Source organism: Nostoc sp., from assembly GCF_036919575.1.
Taxonomy (GTDB): domain Bacteria; phylum Cyanobacteriota; class Cyanobacteriia; order Cyanobacteriales; family Nostocaceae; genus Nostoc.
In genome coordinates this window covers 121202-145991 of record NZ_JBALBY010000117.1, presented here as the reverse complement: position 1 = coordinate 145991, position 24790 = coordinate 121202, and the positions used below count along the sequence as shown (strand labels likewise).

At 43.7% G+C, this 24790-nt stretch carries 25 protein-coding genes and 1 pseudogene; 9 read left to right on the top strand and 17 right to left on the bottom strand.

The features are described from left to right. Positions 1-94 precede the first annotated feature (94 nt). The 3 genes from V7K27_RS31430 to V7K27_RS31420 all read left to right on the top strand — a co-directional run bounded on the left by V7K27_RS31430 (position 95) and on the right by V7K27_RS31420 (position 1079). On the top strand, positions 95-319 hold the full coding sequence (locus V7K27_RS31430) for a type II toxin-antitoxin system HicB family antitoxin (protein WP_190894804.1): 225 nt from the start codon (positions 95-97) through the stop codon (positions 317-319). Beyond that, positions 319-558, top strand: a complete 240-nt coding sequence (locus tag V7K27_RS31425) for a type II toxin-antitoxin system HicA family toxin (protein WP_334952497.1) — start codon at positions 319-321, stop codon at positions 556-558. The genes V7K27_RS31430 and V7K27_RS31425 overlap by 1 nt, the downstream gene beginning before the upstream one ends. A 119-nt stretch (positions 559-677) precedes the next feature. Beyond that, positions 678-1079 (top strand): hypothetical protein, encoded by a 402-nt coding sequence (locus tag V7K27_RS31420; RefSeq protein ID WP_334952496.1) that lies wholly within the window; start codon positions 678-680, stop codon positions 1077-1079. On the opposite strand, the gene V7K27_RS31415 is transcribed toward V7K27_RS31420, so the two are convergent. From V7K27_RS31415 to V7K27_RS31405, 3 genes are all read right to left on the bottom strand, one after another. Beyond that, a complete protein-coding gene (locus tag V7K27_RS31415) occupies positions 1039-2751 on the bottom strand; it encodes a diflavin flavoprotein (protein WP_334952582.1) in 1713 nt (570 codons plus the stop codon). The two genes, V7K27_RS31420 and V7K27_RS31415, sit on opposite strands and share 41 nt — an antisense overlap. A gap of 159 nt (positions 2752-2910) precedes the next feature. Then, positions 2911-4635, bottom strand: coding sequence for a diflavin flavoprotein (locus tag V7K27_RS31410; RefSeq protein WP_334952495.1), 1725 nt, complete (start codon positions 4633-4635; stop codon positions 2911-2913). Positions 4636-4737: 102 nt separating this feature from the next. Next, positions 4738-4869, bottom strand: a complete 132-nt coding sequence (locus V7K27_RS31405) for a hypothetical protein (protein ID WP_334952586.1) — start codon at positions 4867-4869, stop codon at positions 4738-4740. On the opposite strand from V7K27_RS31405, the gene V7K27_RS31400 reads away from it, so the two are divergent. Next, positions 4824-5690: a pantothenate kinase gene (locus V7K27_RS31400; RefSeq protein WP_334952580.1), complete on the top strand. Its 867-nt coding sequence runs from the start codon at positions 4824-4826 to the stop codon at positions 5688-5690. The genes V7K27_RS31405 and V7K27_RS31400 overlap by 46 nt on opposite strands. A gap of 85 nt (positions 5691-5775) precedes the next feature. Here V7K27_RS31400 and V7K27_RS31395 read toward each other — a convergent pair whose 3' ends face one another. The 3 genes from V7K27_RS31395 to V7K27_RS31385 form a co-directional block, all read right to left on the bottom strand. Continuing rightward, on the bottom strand, positions 5776-6720 hold the full coding sequence (locus V7K27_RS31395; protein WP_334952494.1) for a pentapeptide repeat-containing protein: 945 nt from the start codon (positions 6718-6720) through the stop codon (positions 5776-5778). A gap of 70 nt (positions 6721-6790) precedes the next feature. Further along, positions 6791-7615, bottom strand: a complete 825-nt coding sequence (locus tag V7K27_RS31390; protein ID WP_334952493.1) for an alpha/beta fold hydrolase — start codon at positions 7613-7615, stop codon at positions 6791-6793. A gap of 85 nt (positions 7616-7700) precedes the next feature. Beyond that, the gene (locus V7K27_RS31385; RefSeq protein ID WP_334952492.1) at positions 7701-8195 is read right to left on the bottom strand and encodes an NUDIX hydrolase; all 495 of its coding nucleotides are present in this window, start codon (positions 8193-8195) and stop codon (positions 7701-7703) included. Positions 8196-9089: 894 nt separating this feature from the next. Between V7K27_RS31385 and V7K27_RS31380 the strand changes: the two genes are divergently transcribed. Continuing rightward, entirely contained in the window at positions 9090-9254 is a 165-nt protein-coding gene (locus V7K27_RS31380; RefSeq protein ID WP_167407613.1) for a hypothetical protein, read from the top strand. Positions 9255-9410: 156 nt separating this feature from the next. On the opposite strand, the gene argH is transcribed toward V7K27_RS31380, so the two are convergent. The 9 genes from argH to trmD form a co-directional block, all read right to left on the bottom strand. Continuing rightward, a complete protein-coding gene (argH, locus tag V7K27_RS31375; protein WP_334952490.1) occupies positions 9411-10796 on the bottom strand; it encodes an argininosuccinate lyase in 1386 nt (461 codons plus the stop codon). Positions 10797-10919: 123 nt separating this feature from the next. Further along, a complete protein-coding gene (locus V7K27_RS31370; RefSeq protein WP_334952489.1) occupies positions 10920-11126 on the bottom strand; it encodes a hypothetical protein in 207 nt (68 codons plus the stop codon). Between the two features lie 107 nt (positions 11127-11233). Next, positions 11234-12022: a nickel pincer cofactor biosynthesis protein LarB gene (larB, locus tag V7K27_RS31365; protein ID WP_334952487.1), complete on the bottom strand. Its 789-nt coding sequence runs from the start codon at positions 12020-12022 to the stop codon at positions 11234-11236. Positions 12023-12088: 66 nt separating this feature from the next. After that, the gene (locus tag V7K27_RS31360) at positions 12089-13879 is read right to left on the bottom strand and encodes an ABC transporter substrate-binding protein (RefSeq protein WP_334952485.1); all 1791 of its coding nucleotides are present in this window, start codon (positions 13877-13879) and stop codon (positions 12089-12091) included. A 270-nt stretch (positions 13880-14149) separates the two neighbouring features. After that, positions 14150-15931 (bottom strand): ABC transporter substrate-binding protein, encoded by a 1782-nt coding sequence (locus V7K27_RS31355; RefSeq protein WP_334952483.1) that lies wholly within the window; start codon positions 15929-15931, stop codon positions 14150-14152. Between the two features lie 24 nt (positions 15932-15955). Further along, positions 15956-16555, bottom strand: a complete 600-nt coding sequence (locus V7K27_RS31350; RefSeq protein WP_334952482.1) for a PIN domain-containing protein — start codon at positions 16553-16555, stop codon at positions 15956-15958. Positions 16556-16564: 9 nt separating this feature from the next. Then, the gene (locus tag V7K27_RS31345; protein WP_334952481.1) at positions 16565-17077 is read right to left on the bottom strand and encodes a hypothetical protein; all 513 of its coding nucleotides are present in this window, start codon (positions 17075-17077) and stop codon (positions 16565-16567) included. Positions 17078-17131: 54 nt separating this feature from the next. Further along, positions 17132-17617: a 2-C-methyl-D-erythritol 2,4-cyclodiphosphate synthase gene (ispF, locus tag V7K27_RS31340; RefSeq protein ID WP_334952578.1), complete on the bottom strand. Its 486-nt coding sequence runs from the start codon at positions 17615-17617 to the stop codon at positions 17132-17134. Between the two features lie 52 nt (positions 17618-17669). Further along, a complete protein-coding gene (gene trmD, locus V7K27_RS31335) occupies positions 17670-18371 on the bottom strand; it encodes a tRNA (guanosine(37)-N1)-methyltransferase TrmD (protein WP_334952479.1) in 702 nt (233 codons plus the stop codon). Between the two features lie 538 nt (positions 18372-18909). Here trmD and V7K27_RS31330 point away from each other — a divergent pair. Beyond that, entirely contained in the window at positions 18910-19773 is an 864-nt protein-coding gene (locus V7K27_RS31330; RefSeq protein ID WP_334942831.1) for a cyanophycinase, read from the top strand. Between the two features lie 174 nt (positions 19774-19947). Then, positions 19948-22653 carry a cyanophycin synthetase gene (gene cphA / locus V7K27_RS31325; RefSeq protein ID WP_334952577.1) on the top strand — a complete coding sequence of 902 codons (2706 nt, stop codon included), beginning with the start codon at positions 19948-19950 and terminating at the stop codon, positions 22651-22653. Positions 22654-22697: 44 nt separating this feature from the next. On the opposite strand, the gene tatA is transcribed toward cphA, so the two are convergent. Continuing rightward, positions 22698-22871: a twin-arginine translocase TatA/TatE family subunit gene (gene tatA, locus V7K27_RS31320; protein ID WP_094348761.1), complete on the bottom strand. Its 174-nt coding sequence runs from the start codon at positions 22869-22871 to the stop codon at positions 22698-22700. 377 nt (positions 22872-23248) lie between these two features. Between tatA and V7K27_RS31315 the strand changes: the two are divergent. Together V7K27_RS31315 and V7K27_RS31310 are read left to right on the top strand one after the other, a co-directional pair. After that, positions 23249-24013: pseudogene (locus tag V7K27_RS31315) on the top strand (leucine-rich repeat domain-containing protein); the annotation flags it as partial. Positions 24014-24115: 102 nt separating this feature from the next. After that, positions 24116-24514, top strand: coding sequence for a four helix bundle protein (locus tag V7K27_RS31310; protein ID WP_334952576.1), 399 nt, complete (start codon positions 24116-24118; stop codon positions 24512-24514). Here the strand turns inward: V7K27_RS31310 and V7K27_RS31305 are convergent. Next, positions 24504-24698: a hypothetical protein gene (locus V7K27_RS31305; RefSeq protein WP_334952477.1), complete on the bottom strand. Its 195-nt coding sequence runs from the start codon at positions 24696-24698 to the stop codon at positions 24504-24506. The two genes, V7K27_RS31310 and V7K27_RS31305, sit on opposite strands and share 11 nt — an antisense overlap. Between the last annotated feature and the right edge of the window lie 92 nt (positions 24699-24790).

Below are 24790 nucleotides of genomic sequence, written 5' to 3'. Positions count from 1 at the left end.
TATGTAAGCATAGTGCATTGACCTGCGCCAAAAACTAATTGATGCGTAGAATAAAATATGCAAGTTAGATGAAATAGGACTACAAAGAAAATCAATGAGAGCAATCAAAATTATTGTTGAAAAACATAATGACGGTTACGTAGCCTATCCCTTGGGTATCAAGGGGGTTGTAGTTGGCGAAGGTGACAGCTATGAAGAAGCGCTAGCTGATGTTAAATCTGCTATTCGCTGCCATATAGAGACATTTGGTCAAGAGGTTTTAGAAGAGGAATCACCAGTGTTAGAAGCTTTTGTGGCGGAAGCTGAGGTTCCTATTTAATGGTTAAATTTCCAGTAGACGCACCTAAAGCTAAAGTAATTAAAACATTGGAATTTCTGGGATTTACTATTATTAGGGAGCGAGAGCATATTGTTATGGAGCGAGAAAACGAAGATGGAACAAAAACTCCACTGACTATGCCTAATCACTCTCAAATTAAAGGTTCGACGTTGAGATCCATCTGTACTCAAGCGGGTATCTCAAGAGAGGATTTTTTGTCTGCTTATGAGCAAATCTGAAAGGCTGCATTCCGTTTTCACTCAAAACACTCTAAAAGATACAGTTACAAATAAATTCTTGAACTAGGCGATCGCATCTCAAAAGACAAGCTTACCAATAGGCGATTCGTGAAAACAAGATGATATGCGATCGCTCTCCAAACTTCGAGTTTTCATCTGAGAACTCCACACTTCAAGCTCAGAACTCCACACTTCAAGCTCAGAACTCGACACTTCAAGCTCAGAACTCGGAACTTCAAGCTCAGAACTCGACACTTCAAGCTCAGAACTCGACACTTCAAGCTCAGAACTCGACACTTCAAGCTCAGAACTCGGAACTTCAAGCTCAGAACTCGGAACTTCAAGCTCAGAACTCGGAACTTCAAGCTCAGAACTCGGAACTTCAAGCTCACTTAACATATAAGGTTGGGTTGAACGAAGTGAAACCCAACCAACCCGGAAAAATAGCATCTCACCCCATGCCCCATGCCCTATTCGCAATTAATAATGAGTTGCCGACTTGCGATGATGCACGGCTGTAACGCCATCGTTATCTAACAATTTGCCACTCTCAACAGTCGCATAAACTAGCCAATGGTCGCCAGATTCCATCCGGTTTTGTACAGAACATTCGAGATATGCTAAGGCATCGGTAAGTATGGGAGAACCGCTTTCAGTTTCTTGGGCGGCGACATCAGCAAATCGGTCTTGTCCTGGGCCAAAAGGTTTAAGAAAATGCTTCATCAACCCCAAATGATTCCCTTCTTTGAGGATGTTGAGGACAAATTTATTTCCTGTATGCGTCAGTGTTTCTACTGCGCGGTCTTTGGCAACAGCTATGGTTAAACCAGGAGGACTAAAGCTAGCCTGAGCCACCCAAGAGGCTAACATGGCACTGGAGCGATCGCCTTCTTTTGCTGTGAGAACACAAAGAGAACCGACAATCCGACCAACTGCTTGTTCTACACTTGTCGCAGGTTGACTAGACGTTCGCACTTTTCGGGTTTTCTTCAGTGCTTGGGCAAAGTCGGTTCCGGCTTCTTCACACAATTGCAGTGTGGCATCGTCGGGTTTAAATTTGACGCGGATGGTGTCAAAACCAAACCGATAGCCAGCATCTTTTAATTTACCTTGGATTAAATCAACCGCTTCCCCACTCCAGCCAAAGGAACCAAAAACACCAGCAAGTTTATTATTAGTAGCGGTAGATAGTACAATTCCTAAAGCTGTTTGTACAGGTGTGGGTGCATGACCGCCGAGAGTGGGTGAACCGATGACAAAGCCAGCAGATTTTTCTACAGCCAGCCGGATTTCTTCAGGTTCAGTGAATTCGCAATTAATCGATTCTACAGCAACACCAGCTTTTGTAATCCCACGAGCGATCGCTTGAGCTAATGTGGCTGTATTCCCGTAAGCTGAAGCATAAATTAACGCTACTGTCAAGTCAGCAGATGTTTGCTGTTGACTCCATTCCCGATAAGCTTTGGTTAGTTCGATTAAGCCATCGCGTACCAAAGGCCCGTGTCCATTGGCATACATTCGCACGGGAAAATCCGCAAGTTTATCTAGCGCTGTTTCAACTTGACGAGCGTGGGGAGCCATGAGGCAATCAAAATAATAGCGCCGATCTTCGTTATATATTTCCCAGCCTTCATCAAATACCTGATCTCCGCAAACATGCGCCCCAAATAACTTATCTGTGTACAGAATTTCTGTTTGGGGATCGTAGGTGCAAAGTTGATCTGCATAGCGGGGGTTGGGGGTGGGAATAAATTGTAAATTATGCCCATTACCCAAATCTAAGGTTTCTTCGCCCCGCATCACAATAATTTGCAAATCGGGATTTTCCAGCGCCGCACGTAAATTTATCGCCCCTGGATTAGAACAAACAAAAGTGATTTGCGGGGCAATTTTCAACAAAGCTTTTAAAGTTACAGCGCGGTTAGGATTGACGTGTCCCAAAATTACATAATCTAACTCTTCGACATGGAAACGCTGCTGCAACGCTTCTAAATAAATTTGTGTAAACGTTTCGCCCGGAGGATCGATAATTGCGGTTTTATCGCTTTCGATTAAATAAGAATTAGCAGTTGTACCCTTAGCAAGAGCGTATTCAATTTCAAATCTCAGCCTTGACCAACTGCGCGATCGCAGTATTCTTGTATCTGTAGCTATTGGATAAACTTGAACATCACGGGGTTTGTTTGTTGACATGGGGAGTAGGGAATAGGGAGTGGGGAGTGGGGAATAAGAAGTAGGAATCACCACTTCCTATTCACTTTTTTAATAATGCTTTCCGACATGGCTTTTGGGGTAATGGGGAATAAGAAGTAGGAAACACCACTCCCTACTCCCTACTCCCCACTCCCTCTCTTAATAATGATTACCAACTTTGCGGTGATGCACAGCAGTCAAAGCATCTGGCTTAGAAACTCGTCCAGCGTAGACGGTGCTGTATACTGCCCAATGGTCGCCGCAGTCCATTCTACTGACGACTTCGCACTCCATGTAGGCGAGGGCATCGTTGAGGATGGGGGCACCATTTTCGGCTGGCTGGGTTCTCACACCTTCAAAACGATCTGCGCCAGGGGCGAACCGTTTCAAAAAATGCTTCATTAGTGGTTGGAAATTGCCTTGTTCTAAGATGTTAAGAACAAAGCGATCGCCTACTTGCATGAGTGATTCAATTGCCCGATCTTTGGCTACTGCAATGGAGAATCCCAAGGGTTTAAAGCTAGCTTGATTTACCCACGAGGCTAGCATGGCACTGGAAACATCGCCTTTTTTAGCAGTAATAATATACAATCCGCCGCTCAGTCTGCCTAGTGCTTTATCTAAGTCAGCACCGAGAGATTTCATGGCTTTGATACTGCGATCGCGTGTTACCCATTGAGCTAAGTCTGTACCCGCTTCTTCACACAGCTTGTAAGTGTTTTCTGTGGGTGTTTCTTTAATCCGAATTGCTGGAAAAACTGTTGTCAAACCCAAATTGCGGAATTTACTCAGCAAAGGATCTATCGGCTCATCATCGCCACCGCCGGTTTCAAACACGCCGATCGCTTGCTTTTCTTTAGCAGATCCTAAAACTGTACTGAGTGCAGCTTGGATGCTAGCAGCACCGGAAGCCGGAGGTAGACCAACAACTATGCCAGCACAACGGCTGACTAGCTCACGCAGTTCTTGTAAATCTACTTCAGATCCCAAATCGACAATTTCCACGGCGACACCAGTTTTACCGATACCGTTGGCAATTGCTTGAGCGAGGCGATCGCTATATCCGTATTCGGAAACGTAAAATATCCCAACTGCCGTTTCTGCCTTAGTTTGTGTTTGGCTCCAAGTGCGGTAACGTCCAGTTAGTTCCTGAACATTATGAGATAATAATGGCCCATGTCCTGTGGCAATCATCTCGATGGTTTTTAGTTCCGCCATCCGCTTTAGGGCAGATAGAACTGACCGGGCATTCGGCCCCATCAAGCAATCGTAGTAGTAATGAAAGTCTGCTTCAATCGCCGCCAAGTCTTCATCAAAGGTGCTATCTGAGCAATAGTGCAACCCAAAGGCATCACAGGTATAAAGAATTTTGGTTTTGTGGTCAAAGCTGAAAATGGTATCCGGCCAGTGTAAATTTGGGGCAATCACGAATTCAAATTCGTGACCATTACCCAAATCTAAGCGATCGCCATTTTTCACAATTCGCCGTTTGAATGGCTGATGTACGAAATCTTCAAGAAACTGAATCGCCACCTTAGAACCGACAACGGTAATTTCTGGAGCCATTTGCAGCAAATCTTTAACTAAACCGCTATGGTCTGGCTCGGTGTGGCTAATAATCAAATAATCAATATCTGTTGGCTTGATTAGTCCGGTAAGGGTATCAAAATATAGTTGACGAAACTTTTCGTGGGAGGTATCAACTAAGGCAGTCTGCTCCCCACGGATGAGAAACGAGTTATAAGTGGTACCGTTTTGCAGACCAAACTCAATATCGAAGCGATCGCGATCCCAATCCAAAGAGCGAATAGCCGTCGTCTCTTGAGCGATTTCTACAGTCTGTATGGTGAGCCGTTTTTCAGTTTTTTCGGTGAGCGCTACCATAACTCCCCTCCTTAACACAATGAGTATTTGTTCCTCTAGGTTTATTGTTACACGGCTTGAATGTTAATTTTTATTAAAAAACCTATTACTGACTTAAAAAATTTAAAAGAGTGAAACCGCAGAGGTGTTGGGAGATGAGGGAGATGAGGGAGATGAGGGAGATGAGGGAGATGAGGGAGATAGAGAAAATTTGGTTAGCGTTGGAAATTGGAAATTCTCGGCTGCATTGGGCATTGTTTATTGGCGAGACGCTTAACTCAGCTTGGGATAGTGACTATCTTCCTGAGTCTCTTATACAACAGTTGGCTGAATGTCAAACCCTGAATGATTTACTAGAAAAAATTTTTCCACCCCATCAGAAAATTAGGGAAGATTGGGAAGCACGGGAAGAAAATACTTCTTCATCCCCCTCATCCCCCTCATCCCCCTCATCCCCCTCATCCCCCTCATCCCCCTCATCCCCCCCTCCCCTCCTCATAGCCTCCGTAGTTCCCAGCAAAACTGCTATTTGGCAAACTTACCACAACATTCGGGTTATTACTTTAGACCAAGTACCACTAAAAGGTGTTTATCCCACACTAGGAATTGACCGCGCTTTAGCTTTATGGGGTGCGGGGAAAACTTGGGGTTTTCCAATGTTGGTGATTGATGCTGGGACAGCGCTGACTTTTACGGCTGCGGATGCTAATCAGTGTCTGATTGGAGGTGCAATTTTGCCGGGAATAGGTTTGCAATTTGCAACTCTCGGTCAACAAACAGGACAATTACCATTTGTAGAAAAGGGAAGTTTTGCATCTTTACCACCACGTTTTGCACTGAATACAACAGAAGCAATTCAAAGTGGAGTTATTTACACTCTCTTAGCTGGAATCAAAGATTTTATTGAGGCGTGGTGGGATTTATTTGCTGATGGAAAAATTGCGATTAAAGGGGGCGATCGCACTTTATTAATTAACTATCTGCAAGCCTTATATCCTGAAATAGCACCACGTTTAATTGTGGAACCAAATTTAATTTTTTGGGGAATGCTGGAAATATTAATGAATGATGGGTAGTCAACTAACGCATCCAAAAGTCCAACAGTGGTTGCGATCGTAAGGGAAAGCTGCTCTAATGGCGGAGACCAACTCTACAGCTTTCTCAGAAATTGCTGAGGTCGGTATCTCTGATACCTCTCCAGTATTCCATCGACCAGGCGGGTCCAGCAATAAATTCTCCATCAAACCAAGTGGTGTTTTGAATGAAGACATCGCCGTCATCACAACGGAAATGGACATTCGAGGCTTGGAAGTTATTACCGATGGCACCAAAAGGGTCTATACCCCCGACCATCTTAGCCCTTCGCAAGTCACAACAAGTAAAGCAAGGTTGATTCCCATAGTCGGGGCTGGCACAAATCAACTGAATATCCGTCATATCGCAACAGATGAATTCAGCCGACAACTCGCCCTCCAAGGTGGCACCTTGCAAATTTACATAGCTCAAATGAGCGCCGCACAAATTAATCGATTGTAGGTTAACCCCACTTAAGTCAACTCGATGCAAGAAAATATCTCGGAAATCTCTCTCCCCATCGGCATAACGCTTGAGCAATTCCTGGGCATCAATAACTTTGGGGGAGTTAGTTTCAATTCTTCCATCTGGAATAGTGGTGTTGCAGAAAATAGTGCTTTCCGTCGTTTTGATACCAGTCAAATCGGCATTTCTCAAGTTAGCACCGACCAATTTAGCTGCACTCAGATCAGCAAAAGTCAGATCAGCACTGGTCAAGTCAACACCAGTCAAATCAACACCTCTCAAATTGGCTTCCCGGAGATTGGCGTTACTCAAATTGCAATTAATCAGAGGACTATAGAAAGCAGCCCCTTCTAAATTGGCATAACTAAAACTAGTATTGACTAATATGCCCTTGAAGAAACACCCTTGCAAATCGGCACTTGTGAAATTGACATCCATAAAACAGGTGTAGTTAATGACAGCATTCCTCAGTACAAGACCAGTAAAGTTTCGCTCCCCAGTTTCATAGCGTCTAATAGTCTCATCCGGCAAAGCACCCCATCTGAGAAATTCTTCAATATCATTCATAACTCTACTCCTGCATCAATAACGCCATATTCTACTAAATCTTGTACTCCTAACTCTTAACTCCTAACTCTTAACTCCTAACTCCTAACTCTTTAATAAAATCTCGAATCTCAATCGCTACAACCCCAGCAGAAGATTCTGGTAAATCGTTTCCAGCATGGGCAATCATTTTCAACTCGACTTTCGGTATCAGTTGAGCATAAACCCGACTCTTGGCTAAAGCATCAGGTGTATCTTGGCCACCTTGTAAAATCAAAACCGGGACATCAATCATGTAAAGCTGCTTTTGCAGTAATTCCGCCTCAATTTCTGCTTGTCGCCGTTTGAAAAGTAACTGGCAACCTATAGGATACGGCAATAGCGCCTGACGCAGCTGCAAGTCCTGGGCAATTTTTTCATGCCAACCCAGGATTTTAGTTAAGGGAGTTAGCGATCGCAACAATTTTACTATTACTGGTGGATAGCTCACTAATCGCCGCATCTTCCGGCAATACTGTTCTTGTCCTGCTATCTCTACACCCTCTGGTGCTAGCAGTACCACACCATCAACCTTATCTGGATACTTTAAAGCATAGCTAGCAGCAATCCAACCCCCAAGAGAATGCCCTACTAAATACACTTTTTCTATCTTGACAGCTTGCACAAATTCAGCTAAACACTCTACTTGTAAATCTATCGAATGGTGGATATTCGGATTCTCTGATTCACCAAACCCTAACAAATCAGGTGCGAAGCAATGGAAATCTTGTGCAAGGGACTCCATCACAGATAACCATTGACTGCTCTCATTCCAACCACCATGTAAAAAAATTATAGGAGTTTTTTGACCGACTTCACGCCAGAATATCAGCCCTTGAGAGAGCTTTCTCCGGGAGTTACGGAATAGTGTACCCATCTTAATTTAGTCGTTAGCTTTTAACACCATAATAAATAGTCACTAGCATCTGACGAAAAAACAAATTACTAATGACAAAATATTATTATGCCAATGTTGTCAAGCCCTTCAGGTAGTCTTGTAACTGCCGAGTATGGTCATGAGACATTTGTCCTGAAGGCAGGAAATTGGGAGAAAAAGCTTGGATTTCCACGACTTCCAAAGTATCTTGAATCTCCATTGTCCCATGCACCTCGGCTTCAACCACAACACAGATTGAATGAATTCTGGGATCGCGGTCTGGTGCGGAGTAAACTCCTACCAAACGATTAATTTTCACCAATTCTAGCCCGGTTTCCTCCATCAATTCCCGGCGGACTGTGTTGGGAATATCTTCTCCCCAATCCACCATCCCTCCAGGCAATGCCCAAAGACCATCATCACGTCGCCGGATCAGTACTATCCGACCATCGGGTAAAATTGGGATGATACTAGTGCCAGTAATGGGATGACGAAATATCATACCCAGTACTGTTTGTCCAATACGCCATAAGCTACGTGTGGACTCGACAGCTGCCGGAAAAAAAGCAATAACGTTCAATCTTCAAAATTTTTGTATTGTATTCTATACTTCTCTACCACTTACATAGACTCAACTAATAAAATTTTTATTGAGTTTTGTTTTATACAAATATGTCGGTGGTTTGAGATTTTATTCCCACGATTTACGTAGAATATTATTAATTCTAACATCAAGTTTCAATAGAAGCACTGTATTCATCTATACATGATATTTCTTAAATCAGAAAGCTTTTCAGTTTATAACTAACATTAGCCTTGCTCAAACCAGCGATGCCTACGGCGGGCTACGCCTACGCTAATAGTTTTTCAGCACACATTAAAATAATTCGTAATTCGTAATTCGTAATTCGTAATTAAGTAATGCATAGGGGATTTTACCCCAACACAAAACTTACCGGTTATAGAACCGGGGGACTTAAACCCACGGAACTAGTTCAAAAAACTAATCTGAATAATTAAGTTAGAATTCAGAATCCAGAATTCAGAATTCAGAAGAGAAAATTAAGCGGGGTTTGATACCGCTATCTAATTATTGATAATATTGATTGGTTTGTTCCAAGGACAACAACTAGTTATAGCAATCCTATCTGATTTGTGAAAATTATCGGTGTCCAGCTCCCCGACTTCTTTGAGAAGTCGGGGATCTAACTTTTCACGAATGATTTAGGATTGGTATAGCTAATTTACATCTATTTGACATATTTGAATCTAAGAAAGGGTATTTTTCGTCTAGGTAGTGGAGATAATTCTAAAATTTTATTGACAGAACAAGGTTTAATGCGGTAGACTAGTACATTGTTTAAAGCGTATTAATTGCTGCACTAGGCTACAAGTATATCAATAACATTGGTAGCTGATATTGCCTATGTGATGCCTAGTTGCTACTTTTTTGTTGTTTATTAATGAGGTGAACATGGCCAAGCGCCGTAACCCGAAAAAAGAAAAGGCGCTACGTAACCAGGCGTATGCCAGAAAGTTTCGTAAACGGACTACGACAGGAAGAATGCAGAGAAGGTTCCAACAAAGACCACCGAAGAGTGAAGAAGAAGAAGGCGCAGCAGCAGCTGACACTGAATAAGCTGCCTGCTTTAACCCTTGTTATTTAGTTTATTTAGCTTTTAGGGCGCACATTTGTACGCCCTTATTTATTTATGTTATGGGCATTGGGCATTGGGCATTGGGAAAGAAAATTACTCCCTACTCCCCACTCCCTACTCCCCACTCCCGACTTCCTCTATTGAGCGATTTGAGCGCGGGCGGCTATAAGTGCTTTGCTGACCTGTACAAAGCCAGTACCACCGTAACTGTTGCGGGCTGCCACAACTTGACGGGGGGATATTGCCTCATAAATATCTGCTGCAAATGCGGGATGTATTTGTTGCCACTCTGACAATTTCAAATCTTTCAGGAGTTTACCTGCGGCAATACTAGTTTTTACCACCTTACCCACAAGGTTGTAAGCTTCCCGGAAAGGGACGCCCCGTGCTGCCAGATAATCTGCTACATCGGTAGCATTGGAAAAATCTTCGGTCACGGCTTGGGCTAATCGCTGGGTACGAAATTCTAAGCCTTCTCTGAGCAAAATCGTCATCGCTTCTAGAGAGGCTTTGACTGTGTTAACGCTATCAAATAGACCTTCTTTATCTTCTTGCAGGTCTTTGTTATATGCCAGGGGTAGCCCCTTCATAATCACTAACATCGCCTGGAGATGACCGAATACACGCCCCGTTTTCCCCCGCACCAATTCTGGTACATCGGGGTTTTTCTTTTGGGGCATGATACTTGAACCCGTGGCGCAGCTATCTTTGAGGGTGACAAAGCGAAATTCTTCAGTTGACCAAAGAATGACTTCTTCTGCAAGGCGGCTGAGGTGAACCATAATCAAGCTAGCAGCACACAAGAATTCGATCGCAAAATCGCGATCGCTCACTCCATCAAGGCTATTAGCATAAATATCGTCAAAATTCAAGAGTTTGGCTGTGTAGTGGCGATCGATGGGAAAAGTAGTTCCCGCTAAAGCACCGCATCCCAAAGGTGAGATATTGACGCGGCGAGAAACATCTCCTAAGCGTTCCCAGTCGCGTTGCGCCATTTGAAAGTATGCCAAGAGATGGTGAGCTAAACTCACAGGTTGGGCGCGTTGTAGGTGAGTATAGCCAGGAATCAGGGTTTCAACGTGCTTTTCGGCTATATCTAGTAAAACACCTTGAAATTCTCGCAATTCGCTTTTAATTTGTTGGATTTGGTCGCGGAGATAGAGTCTGGTATCGGTGCCAACTTGGTCATTCCGCGATCGCGCCGTATGCAGTTTTTTACCCACATCGCCGACAATTTCTGTCAGTCGTCGTTCAACTGCAAAATGCACATCTTCAGCATCGACACCGGGCTGAAATTTACCCTGGCGGTACTCTTGGCGAATTTGCTCCAGACCGGCAACCAGTTGCTCTCCTTCTTGTTGGGAGATAATGCCCGTGTGAGCGAGCATTTTAGCATGAGCTTGAGAGCCAGTCAAGTCATATTCGATTAATTCAATATCAAAACCTATACTGGCATTAAAACGAGCGATCGCTGGATGCAACGCTGATTCAAATCGCGGACTCCAATTTTCTTCTTTGGTCATAAATATTATGAGGGGAGTGGGGAGTGGGGAGTGGGGAATGGGAAATGATGATTTAGGAAGAGGAGGAAGACAATTTTCCTGATTTCCCTACTCCCTACTCCCTATTCCCCACTCCCCCTAGATTTAGCCGTAGCTAGTTAGATTCCGAATCATATAGCCAATGACTAAACCAATCAACAATGCCCACACTTGACCTGTTTGTATAAAGTGGCTCCAAGCTTTTTGAATCTGACCCATAACATCTGGGTCGGTAATTGTTTGTGCTAGTGCCGTCAAATTTACAGGCAAATGCCAAAATAACTGAGATATCAAATCGCTGTAGTGGCTCATATTTGATGCTTAAGAAGTAAAGGGTGGCAAATTTCAGCATCAGTTTATTTTTGACATTAAATACTGATAGTGTACTGAAATATTGGATATAACTTTAATGTCTTAACTCAAGATGCAGCCGATGCCAACCGCAATTTCTCGGCAGTTCGCAAAATTTGCCCCGCCAAAACTGCTGCACCAAAACCATTATCGATATTTACGACACCTACTCCCGCAGCACAAGAGTTAAGCATTGTCAATAGGGGTGCTAAACCGCCAAAACTTGCGCCATAACCGATGCTGGTGGGTACGGCAATCACAGGACAACTCGCTAAACCAGCGACAACACTGGGTAAAGCGCCTTCCATCCCCGCCACGACAATTAACACCGATGCTGATTCAATCAGGTGACGGTTACTTAATAAGCGGTGAATCCCAGCAACGCCAACATCCCAAAGGCGCTGGACGCGGAAACCAGAAAGTTCAGCAGTTACAGCTGCTTCTTCAGCAACGGGTAAATCGGCGGTACCAGCAGAAAGAATGCCAATTTCACCCTGGAATTGTGGTTCGATAGTAGGGGGAGCGATCGCACAAATTCGCGCCGATTCGTAATATCGTAAACCGCTAACTTTTGATTGCAGTGCGGCATAAACTACTGGTTCAATGCGAGTCGCCATCACCACCGGATTGCGGAGGCGCATCACCTCCATAATTTGAGCAATTTGATCGGGAGTTTTACCAAGTCCCCAAATCACCTCCGGGAAACCAGTTCTAAGGGCGCGATGATGGTCAATTTTGGCAAACTCACCCACAGATTCATAAGTTAAATCTTTGAGTGAATGTAATGCCGTATCTGGGGTAACTTTACCATTGGCAACCGCTTCGAGGAGCGATCGCAAAGTTTTTTCATCGGTCATGGGTTATTTGTCCTTTGTCATTTGTCATTTGTTCTTTGTGAATAACCAATGCCCAATGCCCAATGACTAATCGGTTACTTTCAGTTCGTAGAGATTCCAAAATGGGCCGCCAAGAGCAGTATATTGAATTCCTTGGAAGCGATCGCGCACTGCTTGCAAATTCAACGCCTCCACTAAATGAATAAACGGCAACTGTTCTGAGGCGATGCGCTGATATTCGTAATAAATCTCCTTGCGCTTGTTTTCATCCAATACCTGTGCGCCTTTAATGTAAAGGCTGTCAATTTGCTTTTCCCAGTCGGAAACTTCCCAGCCAGTTATGGGTGGATCTCCCGGTTGTGGCCCCAAATTAAATGCATGGGATGCACCGGCAATCCTCCAGATATTGCTAGCGCCGTGGGGTTCAATACCGCCTCCAGCAAATCCTCCCAGGTAACAATCCCAATTATGCGTAACTTTGAGTTTTTCTAGATAAGAATTGAAGCTGAGAATTTGCAAATCTACTTGAATCCCAATATTACCAAGATCCCGTCTGATTTGAGATGCCATATCTCCTCTAACTTTTCTTTCCGAATTCGTTAAGATTGTAAATCTGACTCTGTTACCATTAGCATCTAAAAGCTGATTTTGGTCATTATATTTAAACCCAGCTTGTAACAGTAATTTCTTCGATTTATCTGGCTCGTAATTATATACCTTTAACCCTTTTTCTGGAGGAAGGAAGTAGGGACTTTTGACATAAACAAATGAATTTTGCAGTTCACCCAGTCCCCGATAAGCATTTGTTTTCATGGTTTTGCGGTCGAGCGCGTAGGCTATAGCCTGCCTGAATTCCTTTTTATTAAACCAGCTAGATTTAATTGGGTCTACAAAAGGTTTACCCTGAGAATTCTTCGCTTTACTAAGATTGAAAGCAATAAAACTCGTACTTGTGCCTGGGCCGCCGTTATAAATTTTAAACTTCGCCCGTTTTTCTTCTCGCTTCAGCAAACTAAAACCTTCAGGAGGAACTTCTAAATCATCCAACTGCCCAGAGCGAAAACTAATCAACTGGTTTTCAGTAGATTCAATAATTTGCCAAACAATGCGCTCAATGTAAGGCTGAGGATTACCCTGAGCATCTTTACGCCAGTAGTATGGATTACGCCGAAATATAACTCGCTGACTGGAAACGTAACTTTCCATGACATAGGGACCGTTACCAACAATTTGTTTCGGATCAGTGCCTGTTCCCCACATTGAGAGAAACTTAGAATTTCCACCAGAACCGATTGTGCGAACTGCTTTCTGTAGAACATGGGCTGGCATAATTGGGATGCCGCCAACATATCTTAAAAAAGGAGCAAAGGGTTCCTGTATGCTAAATTCAACCCGACGCTCATCAATTTTTTTCACCTTTGGCAAACTGCCCTTATCGCCAATTCTTAGGGCATCTTTGGTAGAGGTAGGAATTTTAGGATTGAGGTAGATTTCGTTATAACTAAAAACAACATCATCAGCAGTCGTTGGCTGACCATCTGACCACTTAATTCCCGATCGCAGGGTGATCACAATTCGCTGACCATCTTCAGAAACTTCCCAGGCTTCTGCTAGAGCAGGCTCTAGTTTTGTGGTTACAGGATTCTCATTAATCAATGAGTCATAGAGGAAGCCAAAAACGCTATATGCCGACTCATTCAGAGCATAGTTAAAAGTTGAAGGCTCACTCAAAACTGCGGTGACAACTTGCGGCACTTGAGCAGCTGCGCTTTTAAAGTTAGCTGGGTTGCAGGCGGTAACTGTAAGTGCTATTGCTGAAGTCAGAATTAATGTTAGCCAAAAACGCCTAATTGCAAAAAAGATGGAGGGTGATTTCATAGAATTAAATTTACTGGAATTCTGTCTAATTATGTTCAATAAATTCACTCGCAGGTTTATAGGACAAAGATTCAAGTGCGTCTAATCCTATATCTGGGGTAATTTTACCATTGGCCACTGCTTCGAGGAGCGATGCCTACGGCGGTAAACTACGCAATGTTTTTTCATCGGTCATTAGTAATTAGCCCTTTATGCTTTGTTCTTTGTCATTTATCAGTCGTCCAATAACTAATTCCCAATGCCCCATGCCCCATGCCCAATGCCCCATAACTAATCCCTTATTTTGATTTGTTCAATATTCCAGAATGCGCCGCCAAGGGCAGAGAATTTAATGCCTTCAAAACGATTACGCACCGCCGACATTGAATAAGGATTAACCAGGAAAATAAAAGGTAAATTTTCCTGGGTAATCCTCTGTGTTTCGTCATAAATCGCTTTAACCTTTGCTTCGTCTAATTCTCGTGCAGCTTGAATGTAAAGATTCCCTATTTCCGCTTCCCAAGGAGCAATCTCCCAACCCTGAATCGGCTTTTGTCCTGCTTGGGGTTTCTGATTAAACATATGCAATCCGCCTTCAGGTGCCCAGACATTAGCACCATCATTCGGTTCTAATCCGCCAGTTAGACCCATCAAAGAAGCTTCCCAATCCAAGGAGTTAGAAACTTTGTCAGTAAAAGTATTCCATGCTAACGGGGTGAAATCAACTTGAATGCCGATTTTGCTCAAGTCTTGTTTTATCTGCGATCCCATTGCCTCACGAATTTTATTTCCAGCATTAGTAAGCAAAGAGAAACGGACGCGATTTCCCTGAGCATCTACTAACTGATTGTTGTTGTACTTAAATCCTGCTTTTAGAAGTAATTCCTTCGCTTTTTGCTGATTGTAATCGTAAACTTTTAACCCCTCTTTAGGGGAAAGATAATAGGGGCTTTGCACAGAAATCGGTGAATCTTGTGCTACACCCAAGCCGCGAAAAGTGTTATTAATCATCGTTTGACGGTCAATTGCATAAGCTATAGCCTGCCGAAATTGCACATTATTGAACCACCCAGACTTAACCGGATCGACCAGTGGTTTTCCGTCCCTTTTACCTTTGTTGAGATTGAACCAAACAAACGATGTACTGGATGTTGGTCCACCATTATAAATTTGGAATTTTCCTTGCTTTTCTTGCACCTTTAGCAAAGAAAAATAATCTGGCGACACTGCCACAGTATCTAATCCGCCAGAACGAAATTGCAGCAAGGAAGTATCTGTTGATTCCACAATTTCCCAAATTACCCGTTCAATATAAGGCTGGGAATTGCCTTGAGTATCCTTGCGCCAGTAGTAGGGATTGCGCTGGAAGACCACACGCTGACTCGTGTCATAGCGCTCTAGCTTGTAAGGGCCGTTAGCAATAATTTGGTCGGGAGGAGTATCAACGCCCCATTTTGTCAGAAAGGTCGGATGCCCATTTCGATCTTTCGTTTTTACCGATTCTTGCAATGTATGGGCGGGTAAAATTGGCGAACCTGTACTCAGTAGAAAAGGTCTAAAGGGTTCGGGTACGCTAAACTCAACTCGGCGTTCATCCACTTTTCGCACACTGGGTAGTTTCCGACTTTTACCAATCCGCAGTGAGTCTCGAACATCAGTAGGAATCGCTTCGTTTAAATAAATATCGTTGTAGGTAAACAACACATCATCTACTGTTAGTGGCTGACCATCAGACCATTTCAACCCTTCGCGTAAGGTAAAAACAATTTTTAATTTATCATCGGAAATTTGCCACGATTCCGCTAATGCTGGCTCGACTTTCGCAGTTATCGGATTTTGGGTGATTAACCCCTCGTAAATTAGAGGAAAAACATTTGGAGATTCCTGACTGAGAGGATAGTTAAAGGTTTTGGGATCACTGAGAATGCTACTTACCAATTGCGGCACTTGAGCATCTGCACTTTTGAAGTTAGCTGGATTGCAGGCGGTAACTGTAAATGCTATTGCTGAAGTCAGAATTATTGGCAACCAAAAATGTTTAATTGCCAAAAAGATTTTCCTAAAAGATTTCATAATTTCAATATGCGAATAGTGTAATCAATTTGATTGAGATTGTAGCCAACCAAGGAAGTTTTGGGTTTTATTGAAATACTGAATGCCACTATCTCGTAAAGCCTCTATAACTTCACGTCTGCCAAATTCTTTAGAATTAGCGCTTAAAAATATTTTTGTTTCATTAGGATGTAAGCCAGCATGAAAAATTATACACTCCAAGATCACTCTATCTATAATGTGCTTCTCAAAAATTGCTCTATTTAAAGTTCCTTGAAAAATACCTGTACTTAATGTAATCATTTCTGATTTCATGGCAAGCTGATTAAAAGCTACACCAAAACGTTCTTTTATTTCGTTATTTCGTTCAAAAAAGCTAGTTCTTGATTGTTCTAGGTGAAACAGAAGTAATCGTGCATTATCTGAATTATCTCGCTTTGCTTGATTAATTTGTATATCTAACTTGCGGAGAAAATCTAGATTATGTTTTTCTTCTTGTTCCAATGTTGTCAATGATTCTACAAAACAAATACTTGGCACTACTAGACGTAAAAAAGAGGGTGTATTTTGCAGTAATTCTTGTGCTTGTGAATCTTGCCCTTTAGCAATACTCATCAACAAATTAGTTTCAACGTAAATTATCACTGCTAATCATTAATAAAGTTGAGTTTTTCCGTCTTCTAGTAGTTGCAATAAACCAATTTCTGTGATTTGCTTTGTGAAAGGTGGTATTGCAGATTTCCAATGATATGCCAAGTCACGTAGCCAAGCTTCTGTAAGACCTTTAAGGTAAAGACTAAATATCCTTTTGCCGAGGAATTTTGGCTCGTAATGACTAAGCACATCACCAGTATTAAGACTGAGAATTGGCTCTGATAAATTATTGCCATCCCATTGAAAAATCAGAATGTTATTTACATCAACAAGCATGGCAAAAGGAATCACTATCTTTGCAGCTTGCAAATAATCAATTAGCCGTAAAATAGCATACTTTTTGGCTTTTATTTCTTGGAAATTGAATGGTAAACCTTTAACTTCAGCTATGAGAACAATTTGTTCCTCTTTGTCTACAGCAACAATATCAGGAAAGTCTATATCTTCTATATTTATAGATTGTATAGCTCTGATTTCCCACCAAGTTACGGTTTGTTTGTCCTGATAAATCATTGATTTCTATCCTCGTGAGTCTTCGATATTTTTACCGATTGTTTCAAACAAAAGTTACTCTGAAGCTACTAGTAAAACAACAGCATAAGCACATATACCTTCTTCGCGTCCAACAGGGCCTAATTTTTCGTTTGTGGTAGCTTTGATGCCAATTTGATTTGGTTCTAATTCTAAAACCGCCGCTAGTTTGTCGCGCATATTGTGAATATGCGGCTTTAATTTTGGACGTTCTGCTACTACCACCGAGTCAATATTTCCGATTTGCCAGCCTCGATCGCAAATCAGTTGATGTACTTGAGTTAATAGTACTAAACTATCTGCTCCCGCCCATTGAGGGTCACTAGGCGGAAAATAATGACCAATATCTCCCAAAGATAATGCCCCAAGCATGGCATCCATAATCGCGTGAGTCAGCACATCAGCGTCACTGTGCCCCAACAAACCCAGCTCATGGGGAATTTGAATTCCCCCTAAAATCAAAGCGCGATCGCTCACCAGTTGGTGAATATCGTAGCCGTTACCAATCCGAATTTTAGTCATTTTTTTCATTTGTCATTCTCCCTCATCCCCCTCATCCCCCACTCCCTACTCCCTACTCCCCACTCCCTTTCCCCTCCTCCCATTTTTCCAAAAGATCGGGGCGGCGATCGCCTGTTCTTTGAATTTGTTGTTCGTAACGCCACCGCGCGATCGCGGCATGATTCCCACTGAGCAAGACATCAGGCACTTTCAAACCGCGAAAATTGGCAGGGCGAGTATATTGGGGATAGTCCAACAACCCTTCCTCAAAACTTTCTGCTGTGAGGGACTCCGTTTTGGCCACAGTTCCAGGCAAGAGCCGCACTACGCCATTAATCAAAGCCATTGCTGGAATTTCCCCACCAGTCAGAATAAAATCACCTAAAGATACCTCACGAGTTACCAAATGTAGCACCCTCTCATCCACTCCTTCGTAATGTCCGCAAATCACTACTAACTGGTCATAATTTGTCACCAATTCTTTCAAAAGAGGTTGATTAATTGTTTGACCCTGTGGACTCATCAAAATTACTTCTCTTCGGGGTAGAATTGGCAGCGACTCCACAGCAGAAAAAATCGGTTCCGGCTTCATTAGCATCCCAACGCCGCCACCGTAGGGTTCATCATCTACCTTTCGGTGCTTGTCAGTGGTAAAGTCCCGTGGGTTAACCAGATGCACTTCGGCAATCTGTTTAGCTAAGGCTTTACCCAACAGCCCAGAATTGAGAACAGAGTTAAAACAGTCAGGAAAAAGCGTAACTATATCAAAGCGCACAGTTATTCGTATTCAAGGACACTAATCTTAAATTTGAATGTCTAGCAAACATCATCAAGCCAAGGTCGGGTCAAATTCCAGTTAAACTTTATCAATAGTATCTAAAACTACCAGACCTCTTAGATTTTAGATGGGAGCAAAAGTTTTTCTAATTACTTAATTTATGTTTAAATGTTGTCACAACTACATTTAAATTAATAATCATATCAAGTTAACAACTTCCAGGATGCATCGAGCCAGCCTCACGAAAAAGCGTAGTCTTAACTGCTCGTCCCCAACCCGAAAGGGGGAATCTAGCCCCCTAAAGACTATTTTGCCCTGCTGCAAGTGGACAGGTGAAAAACAAGGCGCTGGCTTTGAGGAACGGGAACGAACACGTTTAGACCGAGGCAACGCGAGCGTTAAGCGAAAATTTGGAGAGTGCCTGACCCAGTTCCAAACTTCCAAAAAGTGTCCTCTCAAAGAAGCAAAGCCCAAAAATCATGGCTGCTTCTGAACCTTGTTAAATTCACCTGAAGTTGTTGACAGGAGAAACACAATGCCGCAATTACAAGCTAAATCGCTAGAAATGAGGACACCCCAAGCAACTAAAACCGCCGTTCTGGTTATCGGAGGCGCAGAAGATAAAGTTCATGGGCGCGAAATCCTACGAACTTTTTTTGGACGTGCTGGTGCTAGTAAGGCTTATATTACAATTATTCCATCAGCCTCTCGTGAACCCGCCATCATCGGTGGTCGGTATATTCGCATTTTTGAAGAAATGGGTGCCCAGAAGGTAGAAATTTTAGACATCCGTGAACGGGAACAATGTGAAGCTTCCCAGATCAAAGCATCCTTAGAAGCCTGTAGTGGGGTATTTTTAACAGGAGGAGACCAACTGCGTCTTTGTGGCGTGTTGGCAGATACGCCAGCAATGGAAATTATTCGGCAGCGAGTCAGGGCGGGGCAACTGACGTTAGCAGGCACTAGTGCAGGAGCGGCAGTGATGGGGCATCATATGATTGCTGGCGGCGGTAGTGGAGAGTCGCCAAATCGTTCCCTAGTAGATATGGCAACGGGTTTGGGATTTATTCCCGAAGTAATCGTTGACCAACACTTTAATAACCGTAATCGCATGGGGCGACTGATTAGCGCGATCGCAGCTCATCCCGATCGCTTAGGTATTGGCATTGACGAAGATACTTGTGCTGTATTTGAACGCGATGGTTGGTTACAAGTCATGGGCAAAGGCAGTGTCACCATTGTTGATCCCACCGAACTCACCCACACCAACGAACCCCATGTCGGTGCTAATGAACCGTTAACGGTGCATAATTTACGTCTTCATATCCTCAGCTACGGCGATCGCTTTCACTTGTATCAGCGGACTGTATTGCCTGCTGTACACCGAATCTCCAGCTGACGGGATAGAGTATCTGAGGTTACACTGAGTTGACCGCACATTTATTATTTCTTACCGTAGAAAAATGATAAGAATACCATGTAAAAAGAAAAAACTGTTTGCAATGAACAGTTTAGCGGTCAATTCGAGTAAGAAACTAGAATTTTGGTTCCGAATCTCCATCTACCTATTCCCATGAGAATCCTCAAGATCCAGACCTTACGCGGCCCAAACTATTGGAGCATTCGACGCCACAAGCTGATCGTCATGCGCCTCGATTTAGAAACCCTTGCCGAGACGCCCTCGAATGAAATCCCTGGCTTTTATGAAGGATTAGTTGAGGCGCTGCCAAGTCTGGAGGGTCACTATTGTTCGCCTGGCTGTCGTGGTGGTTTTTTGATGCGAGTCAAAGAAGGCACTATGATCGGCCATATCGTCGAACACGTAGCCCTAGAACTCCAGGAATTAGCTGGTATGCATGTCGGCTTTGGTCGCACCCGCGAAACTGCCACACCCGGAATTTTCCAAGTAGTGATCGAGTACCTGAACGAGGAAGCGGGACGTTACGCTGGACGAGCAGCTGTGCGGCTGTGTCAGAGTATCGTTGATCGAGGCCGTTATCCCAAGGCAGAACTAGAGCAAGATATCCAAGACCTGAAAGACTTTACCCGTGATGCTTCATTAGGTCCTTCTACGGAAGCGATCGTCAAAGAAGCAGAAAAAAGAGGTATTCCCTGGATGTCTCTGGAAGCCCGCTTTTTGATTCAGCTAGGCTACGGCGTGAATCAGAAGCGGATGCAGGCCACAATGACCGATAACACCAGCATTCTGGGTGTAGAGCTAGCTTGCGATAAAGAAGCCACTAAACGCATCCTCGCGGCTGCTGGTGCGCCAGTCCCCAGAGGTACAGTGATCAACTTCTTAGACGATTTGGAACAAGCCCTAGAATTAGTTGGCGGCTATCCCATCGTCATCAAGCCCCTAGATGGCAATCATGGACGTGGGATCACCATTGATATCAGAACTTGGGAAGAAGCTGAAGCCGGATACGAAGCTGCCAGACAGGTTTCCCGGTCAATTATTGTCGAAAGATATTACGTTGGGCGCGACCACCGGGTACTGGTGGTAAATGGCAAAGTAGTCGCAGTCGCCGAACGCGTTCCGGCTCATGTGATTGGCAACGGCAGATCAACGATCGCCGAACTGATTGAGGAAACAAACCTTGACCCGAATCGCGGTGAAGGACATGATAACGTCCTGACCAAGATTGAACTAGACCGCACCAGCTACCAGCTGCTAGAAAGGCAAGGCTATACCCTAAATAGCGTGCCACCCAAAGGCACTATTTCTTATCTCAGGGCAACGGCAAACTTGAGTACAGGTGGTAGCGCTGTAGACCGTACCGATGAAATTCACCCAGAAAATCTTTGGTTGGCACAACGGGTAGTCAAGATTATCGGTTTGGATATAGCTGGTTTAGATATCGTCACCACAGATATTAGCCGTCCTCTGCGGGAAGTCGATGGCGTAATTGTCGAAGTTAATGCCGCTCCCGGCTTCCGAATGCACGTCGCCCCAAGCGTGGGTATTCCCCGCAACGTCGCTGGCGCAGTCATGGATATGCTGTTTCCTAACGAGCAATCTAGCCAAATTCCCATCCTCAGCATCACGGGCACTAATGGCAAAACCACTACTACCCGACTACTAGCACATATTTATAAACAGACTGGTAAGGTAGTAGGTTATACAACTACCGATGGAACATATATCGGTGATTACTTAGTAGAATCTGGCGATAACACAGGCCCTCAAAGCGCCCAGGTGATCCTCCAAGATCCCACAGTAGAAGTAGCGGTACTGGAAACGGCTCGCGGTGGCATTCTCCGATCTGGATTGGGCTTTGAAGCCGCAAATGTGGGGGTGGTATTGAATGTAGCCTCCGACCACTTAGGAATAGGCGATATAGATACCATTGAGCAGTTAGCTAACCTCAAGAGCGTAGTGGCGGAAGCCGTATACCCTGATGGCTATGCGGTACTCAATGCCGACGATCGCCGCGTCGCCGCCATGTCAGAAAAAACTAAGGCTAATATTGCTTACTTCACCATGAACCCCGACTCGGAATTGGTGCGAAAGCACATCCAAAAAGGTGGAGTAGCCGCAGTGTATGAAAATGGCTATTTGTCAATTGTTAAAGGTGATTGGACACATCGGATAGAGAGAGCCGAAAATATACCTTTAACAATGGGCGGACGTGCGCCGTTTATGATTGCCAACGCTTTAGCTGCAAGTTTGGCAGCATTCGTGCAGAACGTCACAATTGAGCAGATTCGGGCTGGTTTGAGGACTTTCCGGGCTTCAGTTAGTCAAACGCCAGGACGGATGAATCTATTTAATTTAGGAAATTACCACGCTTTGGTGGATTATGCCCACAACGCAGCCAGTTACGAAGCTGTAGGTTCCTTTGTGCGGAACTGGACTACAGGACAACGGATTGGCGTAATTGGTGGCCCAGGCGATCGCCGGGACGAAGACTTTGTGACTTTGGGCAAATTAGCCGCACAAATTTTTGATTACATCATCATCAAAGAAGACGATGACTCGCGGGGACGAGTACGGGGATCAGCCACCCAGTTGATTATTCAAGGTATAACCCAAGTTAAGCCTGATAGCCGCTATGAATCAATTTTGGATGAAACTCAAGCGATAAATAAAGGCTTAGATATGGCTCCTGATAACAGTCTGGTGGTAATTTTGCCAGAAAGTGTTACTCGCGCTATTAAGTTAATTAAGCTGCGTGGTTTAGCGAAGGAAGAGACACTCCAACAAAATCCCGGCACAAATGTCATCGATTCCCAAAATGGGATCACACCTTCTTCTGTTGTTAATACCTTGTTGTAGTCAGGAATCAGGAGGAGCTAACACACTGACTCCTGTATTCTGACTTACTGTTTTTCTTCTTCCTGATTGGTTTCCTCGCTGGGAGTTTTCATCTCCTCCTTAAAACCTCGTAGGGTTTTGCCCAGTGCAGTTCCCAGTTCGGGAATTTTTTTCGGCCCAAAAATTAGAATAGCGACTATGCTAATTACAGCTATTTCTGGCCATCCCAGTCCAAACATATAAATTTCCTCTAAGGTATCTGTAATTAAATATAGACATTGATGGTTCAAATCTAATCAGTTCGCCACTGATCAGCGATCGACCCTCTTGCAGAAACAGGGTATAAATCAATACGGTTCAGTTAAGGTTAAAACTCTTTGTCAAACTCAATTTTTTTAACGAACCGCAGAGGCGCAGAGGAAACAGAGAGAAGAAAAAAATGCTTAACCCAAGCGTATTGCAATATAAATAAGTGTTTTTGTCCTCAAAAACTTTTGGTAAAGCAGCTTGGGATAATCGCTAATAACCCAAGTTGCTAGTTATGCGGGAGTGCGATCGCAGAAGTTGCGATACACTATTCTGGTAAATATCGCTACAGAGTTAGTGAGGTTTGCAGGTGAAAAACGAAAAACTGTTGCAAATTATTGAACAAGCTGCCAGAGAAAAGGCAACGGAGTTAGACCTCCGTTCCAATCAAGTGAGCAGCCTGCCGCCAGAAATCGGCCAACTCTTCAGCCTGACTAAGCTAAACCTCCGTAACAATCAACTAAGCAGTCTACCGCTAGAAATCGGCCAACTCTCCAATCTCACTGAGCTATTCCTCTATGACAATCAACTGAGCAATCTACCGCCAGAAATCGGCCAACTCTCCAATCTGAGAACGCTACAACTTACTAGCAATCAACTGAGCAGTCTACCGCCAGAAATCGGCCAACTCTCCAATCTCAATGGGCTATTCCTCGACGACAATCAACTGAGCAGTCTACCGCCAGAAATCGGCCAACTCTTTAATCTGACATTGCTACAACTTACTAGCAATCAACTGAGCAGTCTACCGCCAGAAATCGGCCAACTCTCCAATCTCGATGGGCTACACCTTTATGGCAATCAACTGAGTAGTCTACCGCCAGAAATCGGCCAACTCTCCAATCTCGATGGGCTATACCTCCACGACAATCAACTGAGCAGTCTACCGCCAGAAATCGGCCAACTCTCCAACCTGATTGAGTTATCCCTTTGTGGCAATCAACTGAGCAACTTGCCGCCAGAAATCGGACAACTCTCCAACTTGACAATGCTAGACCTCTCTAACAATCAATTGAGCAGCCTGCCGCCAGAAATCAGTCAACTCTCCAACTTGACAACGCTATCCCTCCATAACAATCCGCAATTAGCCTCGCCACCGCCTGAGATTGTCGAGCAAGGAATTCAGGCAATTTTCACCTATCTTCGAGAAAGGTTAGAAAAACTAGAAAATCAGGCGATTTTTGTCTATTCTCCAGAAAGTTTAGAAAGTAAATCGTGCGACTTGGAAATTTATAAAATTGCCTTTGAAGCGGCAATGAAAATTTTTGAACTATCAAAGAAGTTTCCTGTAGAGGAACGATATTCTTTAACTGATCAAATTCGTCGTGCTTCACGTTCTGTATGCGCGAAAATAGCAAAAGCTTGGCAGAAACGCCGTTATGAGGCTGCATTTGTCGCTAATTTGAACGATTGTGAAGCTGAAGTATCTGCAACTCAGACTTGGATTGAATTTGCGGTCAAATGCAACTACATGGATGTGCAAAGAGGACGAGAACTTCACGGAAGTTACTGCAAAATTTTATCTGGTCTGTTGAATATGATTAATCATCCATCACGTTGGTTAATCAAATATTAATCTTACCTTGAATCTCCATATATCCCATCTGTTTATGACGCGATTGTGCATTCAATGCAGAATCCTTAGCTAGCTGGCTAAAATGTTGCAAAAAAATTGTAGGTTGGGTGGAGGCTTTGCGTAACCCAACATCCTGATAATCAGTTGGGTTGCGCTCCGCTCCACCCAACCTACGTCTACTCATTTCTATAGCGGTTCTCGGCCCTTGTGAGGTACAAGAACCCCACCCCCAACCCCCTCCCCGCAAGCGAGGAAGGGACTATGATGTACTTTAGA

Excerpts from the sequence above, each read along its gene's own strand:
- V7K27_RS31430 (WP_190894804.1), top strand. The coding sequence starts at position 95 with ATGAGAGCAATCAAAATTATTGTTGAAAAACATAATGACGGTTACGTA.
- V7K27_RS31425 (WP_334952497.1), top strand. The coding sequence starts at position 319 with ATGGTTAAATTTCCAGTAGACGCACCTAAAGCTAAAGTAATTAAAACA.
- V7K27_RS31420 (WP_334952496.1), top strand. The coding sequence starts at position 678 with ATGATATGCGATCGCTCTCCAAACTTCGAGTTTTCATCTGAGAACTCC.
- V7K27_RS31415 (WP_334952582.1), bottom strand. The coding sequence starts at position 2,751 with ATGTCAACAAACAAACCCCGTGATGTTCAAGTTTATCCAATAGCTACA.
- V7K27_RS31410 (WP_334952495.1), bottom strand. The coding sequence starts at position 4,635 with ATGGTAGCGCTCACCGAAAAAACTGAAAAACGGCTCACCATACAGACT.
- V7K27_RS31405 (WP_334952586.1), bottom strand. The coding sequence starts at position 4,869 with ATGCCCAATGCAGCCGAGAATTTCCAATTTCCAACGCTAACCAAATTT.
- V7K27_RS31395 (WP_334952494.1), bottom strand. The coding sequence starts at position 6,720 with ATGAATGATATTGAAGAATTTCTCAGATGGGGTGCTTTGCCGGATGAG.
- V7K27_RS31390 (WP_334952493.1), bottom strand. The coding sequence starts at position 7,615 with ATGGGTACACTATTCCGTAACTCCCGGAGAAAGCTCTCTCAAGGGCTG.
- V7K27_RS31380 (WP_167407613.1), top strand. The coding sequence starts at position 9,090 with ATGGCCAAGCGCCGTAACCCGAAAAAAGAAAAGGCGCTACGTAACCAG.
- argH (WP_334952490.1), bottom strand. The coding sequence starts at position 10,796 with ATGACCAAAGAAGAAAATTGGAGTCCGCGATTTGAATCAGCGTTGCAT.
- V7K27_RS31370 (WP_334952489.1), bottom strand. The coding sequence starts at position 11,126 with ATGAGCCACTACAGCGATTTGATATCTCAGTTATTTTGGCATTTGCCT.
- larB (WP_334952487.1), bottom strand. The coding sequence starts at position 12,022 with ATGACCGATGAAAAAACTTTGCGATCGCTCCTCGAAGCGGTTGCCAAT.
- V7K27_RS31360 (WP_334952485.1), bottom strand. The coding sequence starts at position 13,879 with ATGAAATCACCCTCCATCTTTTTTGCAATTAGGCGTTTTTGGCTAACA.
- V7K27_RS31355 (WP_334952483.1), bottom strand. The coding sequence starts at position 15,931 with ATGAAATCTTTTAGGAAAATCTTTTTGGCAATTAAACATTTTTGGTTG.
- V7K27_RS31345 (WP_334952481.1), bottom strand. The coding sequence starts at position 17,077 with ATGATTTATCAGGACAAACAAACCGTAACTTGGTGGGAAATCAGAGCT.
- ispF (WP_334952578.1), bottom strand. The coding sequence starts at position 17,617 with ATGACTAAAATTCGGATTGGTAACGGCTACGATATTCACCAACTGGTG.
- V7K27_RS31330 (WP_334942831.1), top strand. The coding sequence starts at position 18,910 with ATGCCGCAATTACAAGCTAAATCGCTAGAAATGAGGACACCCCAAGCA.
- cphA (WP_334952577.1), top strand. The coding sequence starts at position 19,948 with ATGAGAATCCTCAAGATCCAGACCTTACGCGGCCCAAACTATTGGAGC.
- tatA (WP_094348761.1), bottom strand. The coding sequence starts at position 22,871 with ATGTTTGGACTGGGATGGCCAGAAATAGCTGTAATTAGCATAGTCGCT.
- V7K27_RS31305 (WP_334952477.1), bottom strand. The coding sequence starts at position 24,698 with ATGAGTAGACGTAGGTTGGGTGGAGCGGAGCGCAACCCAACTGATTAT.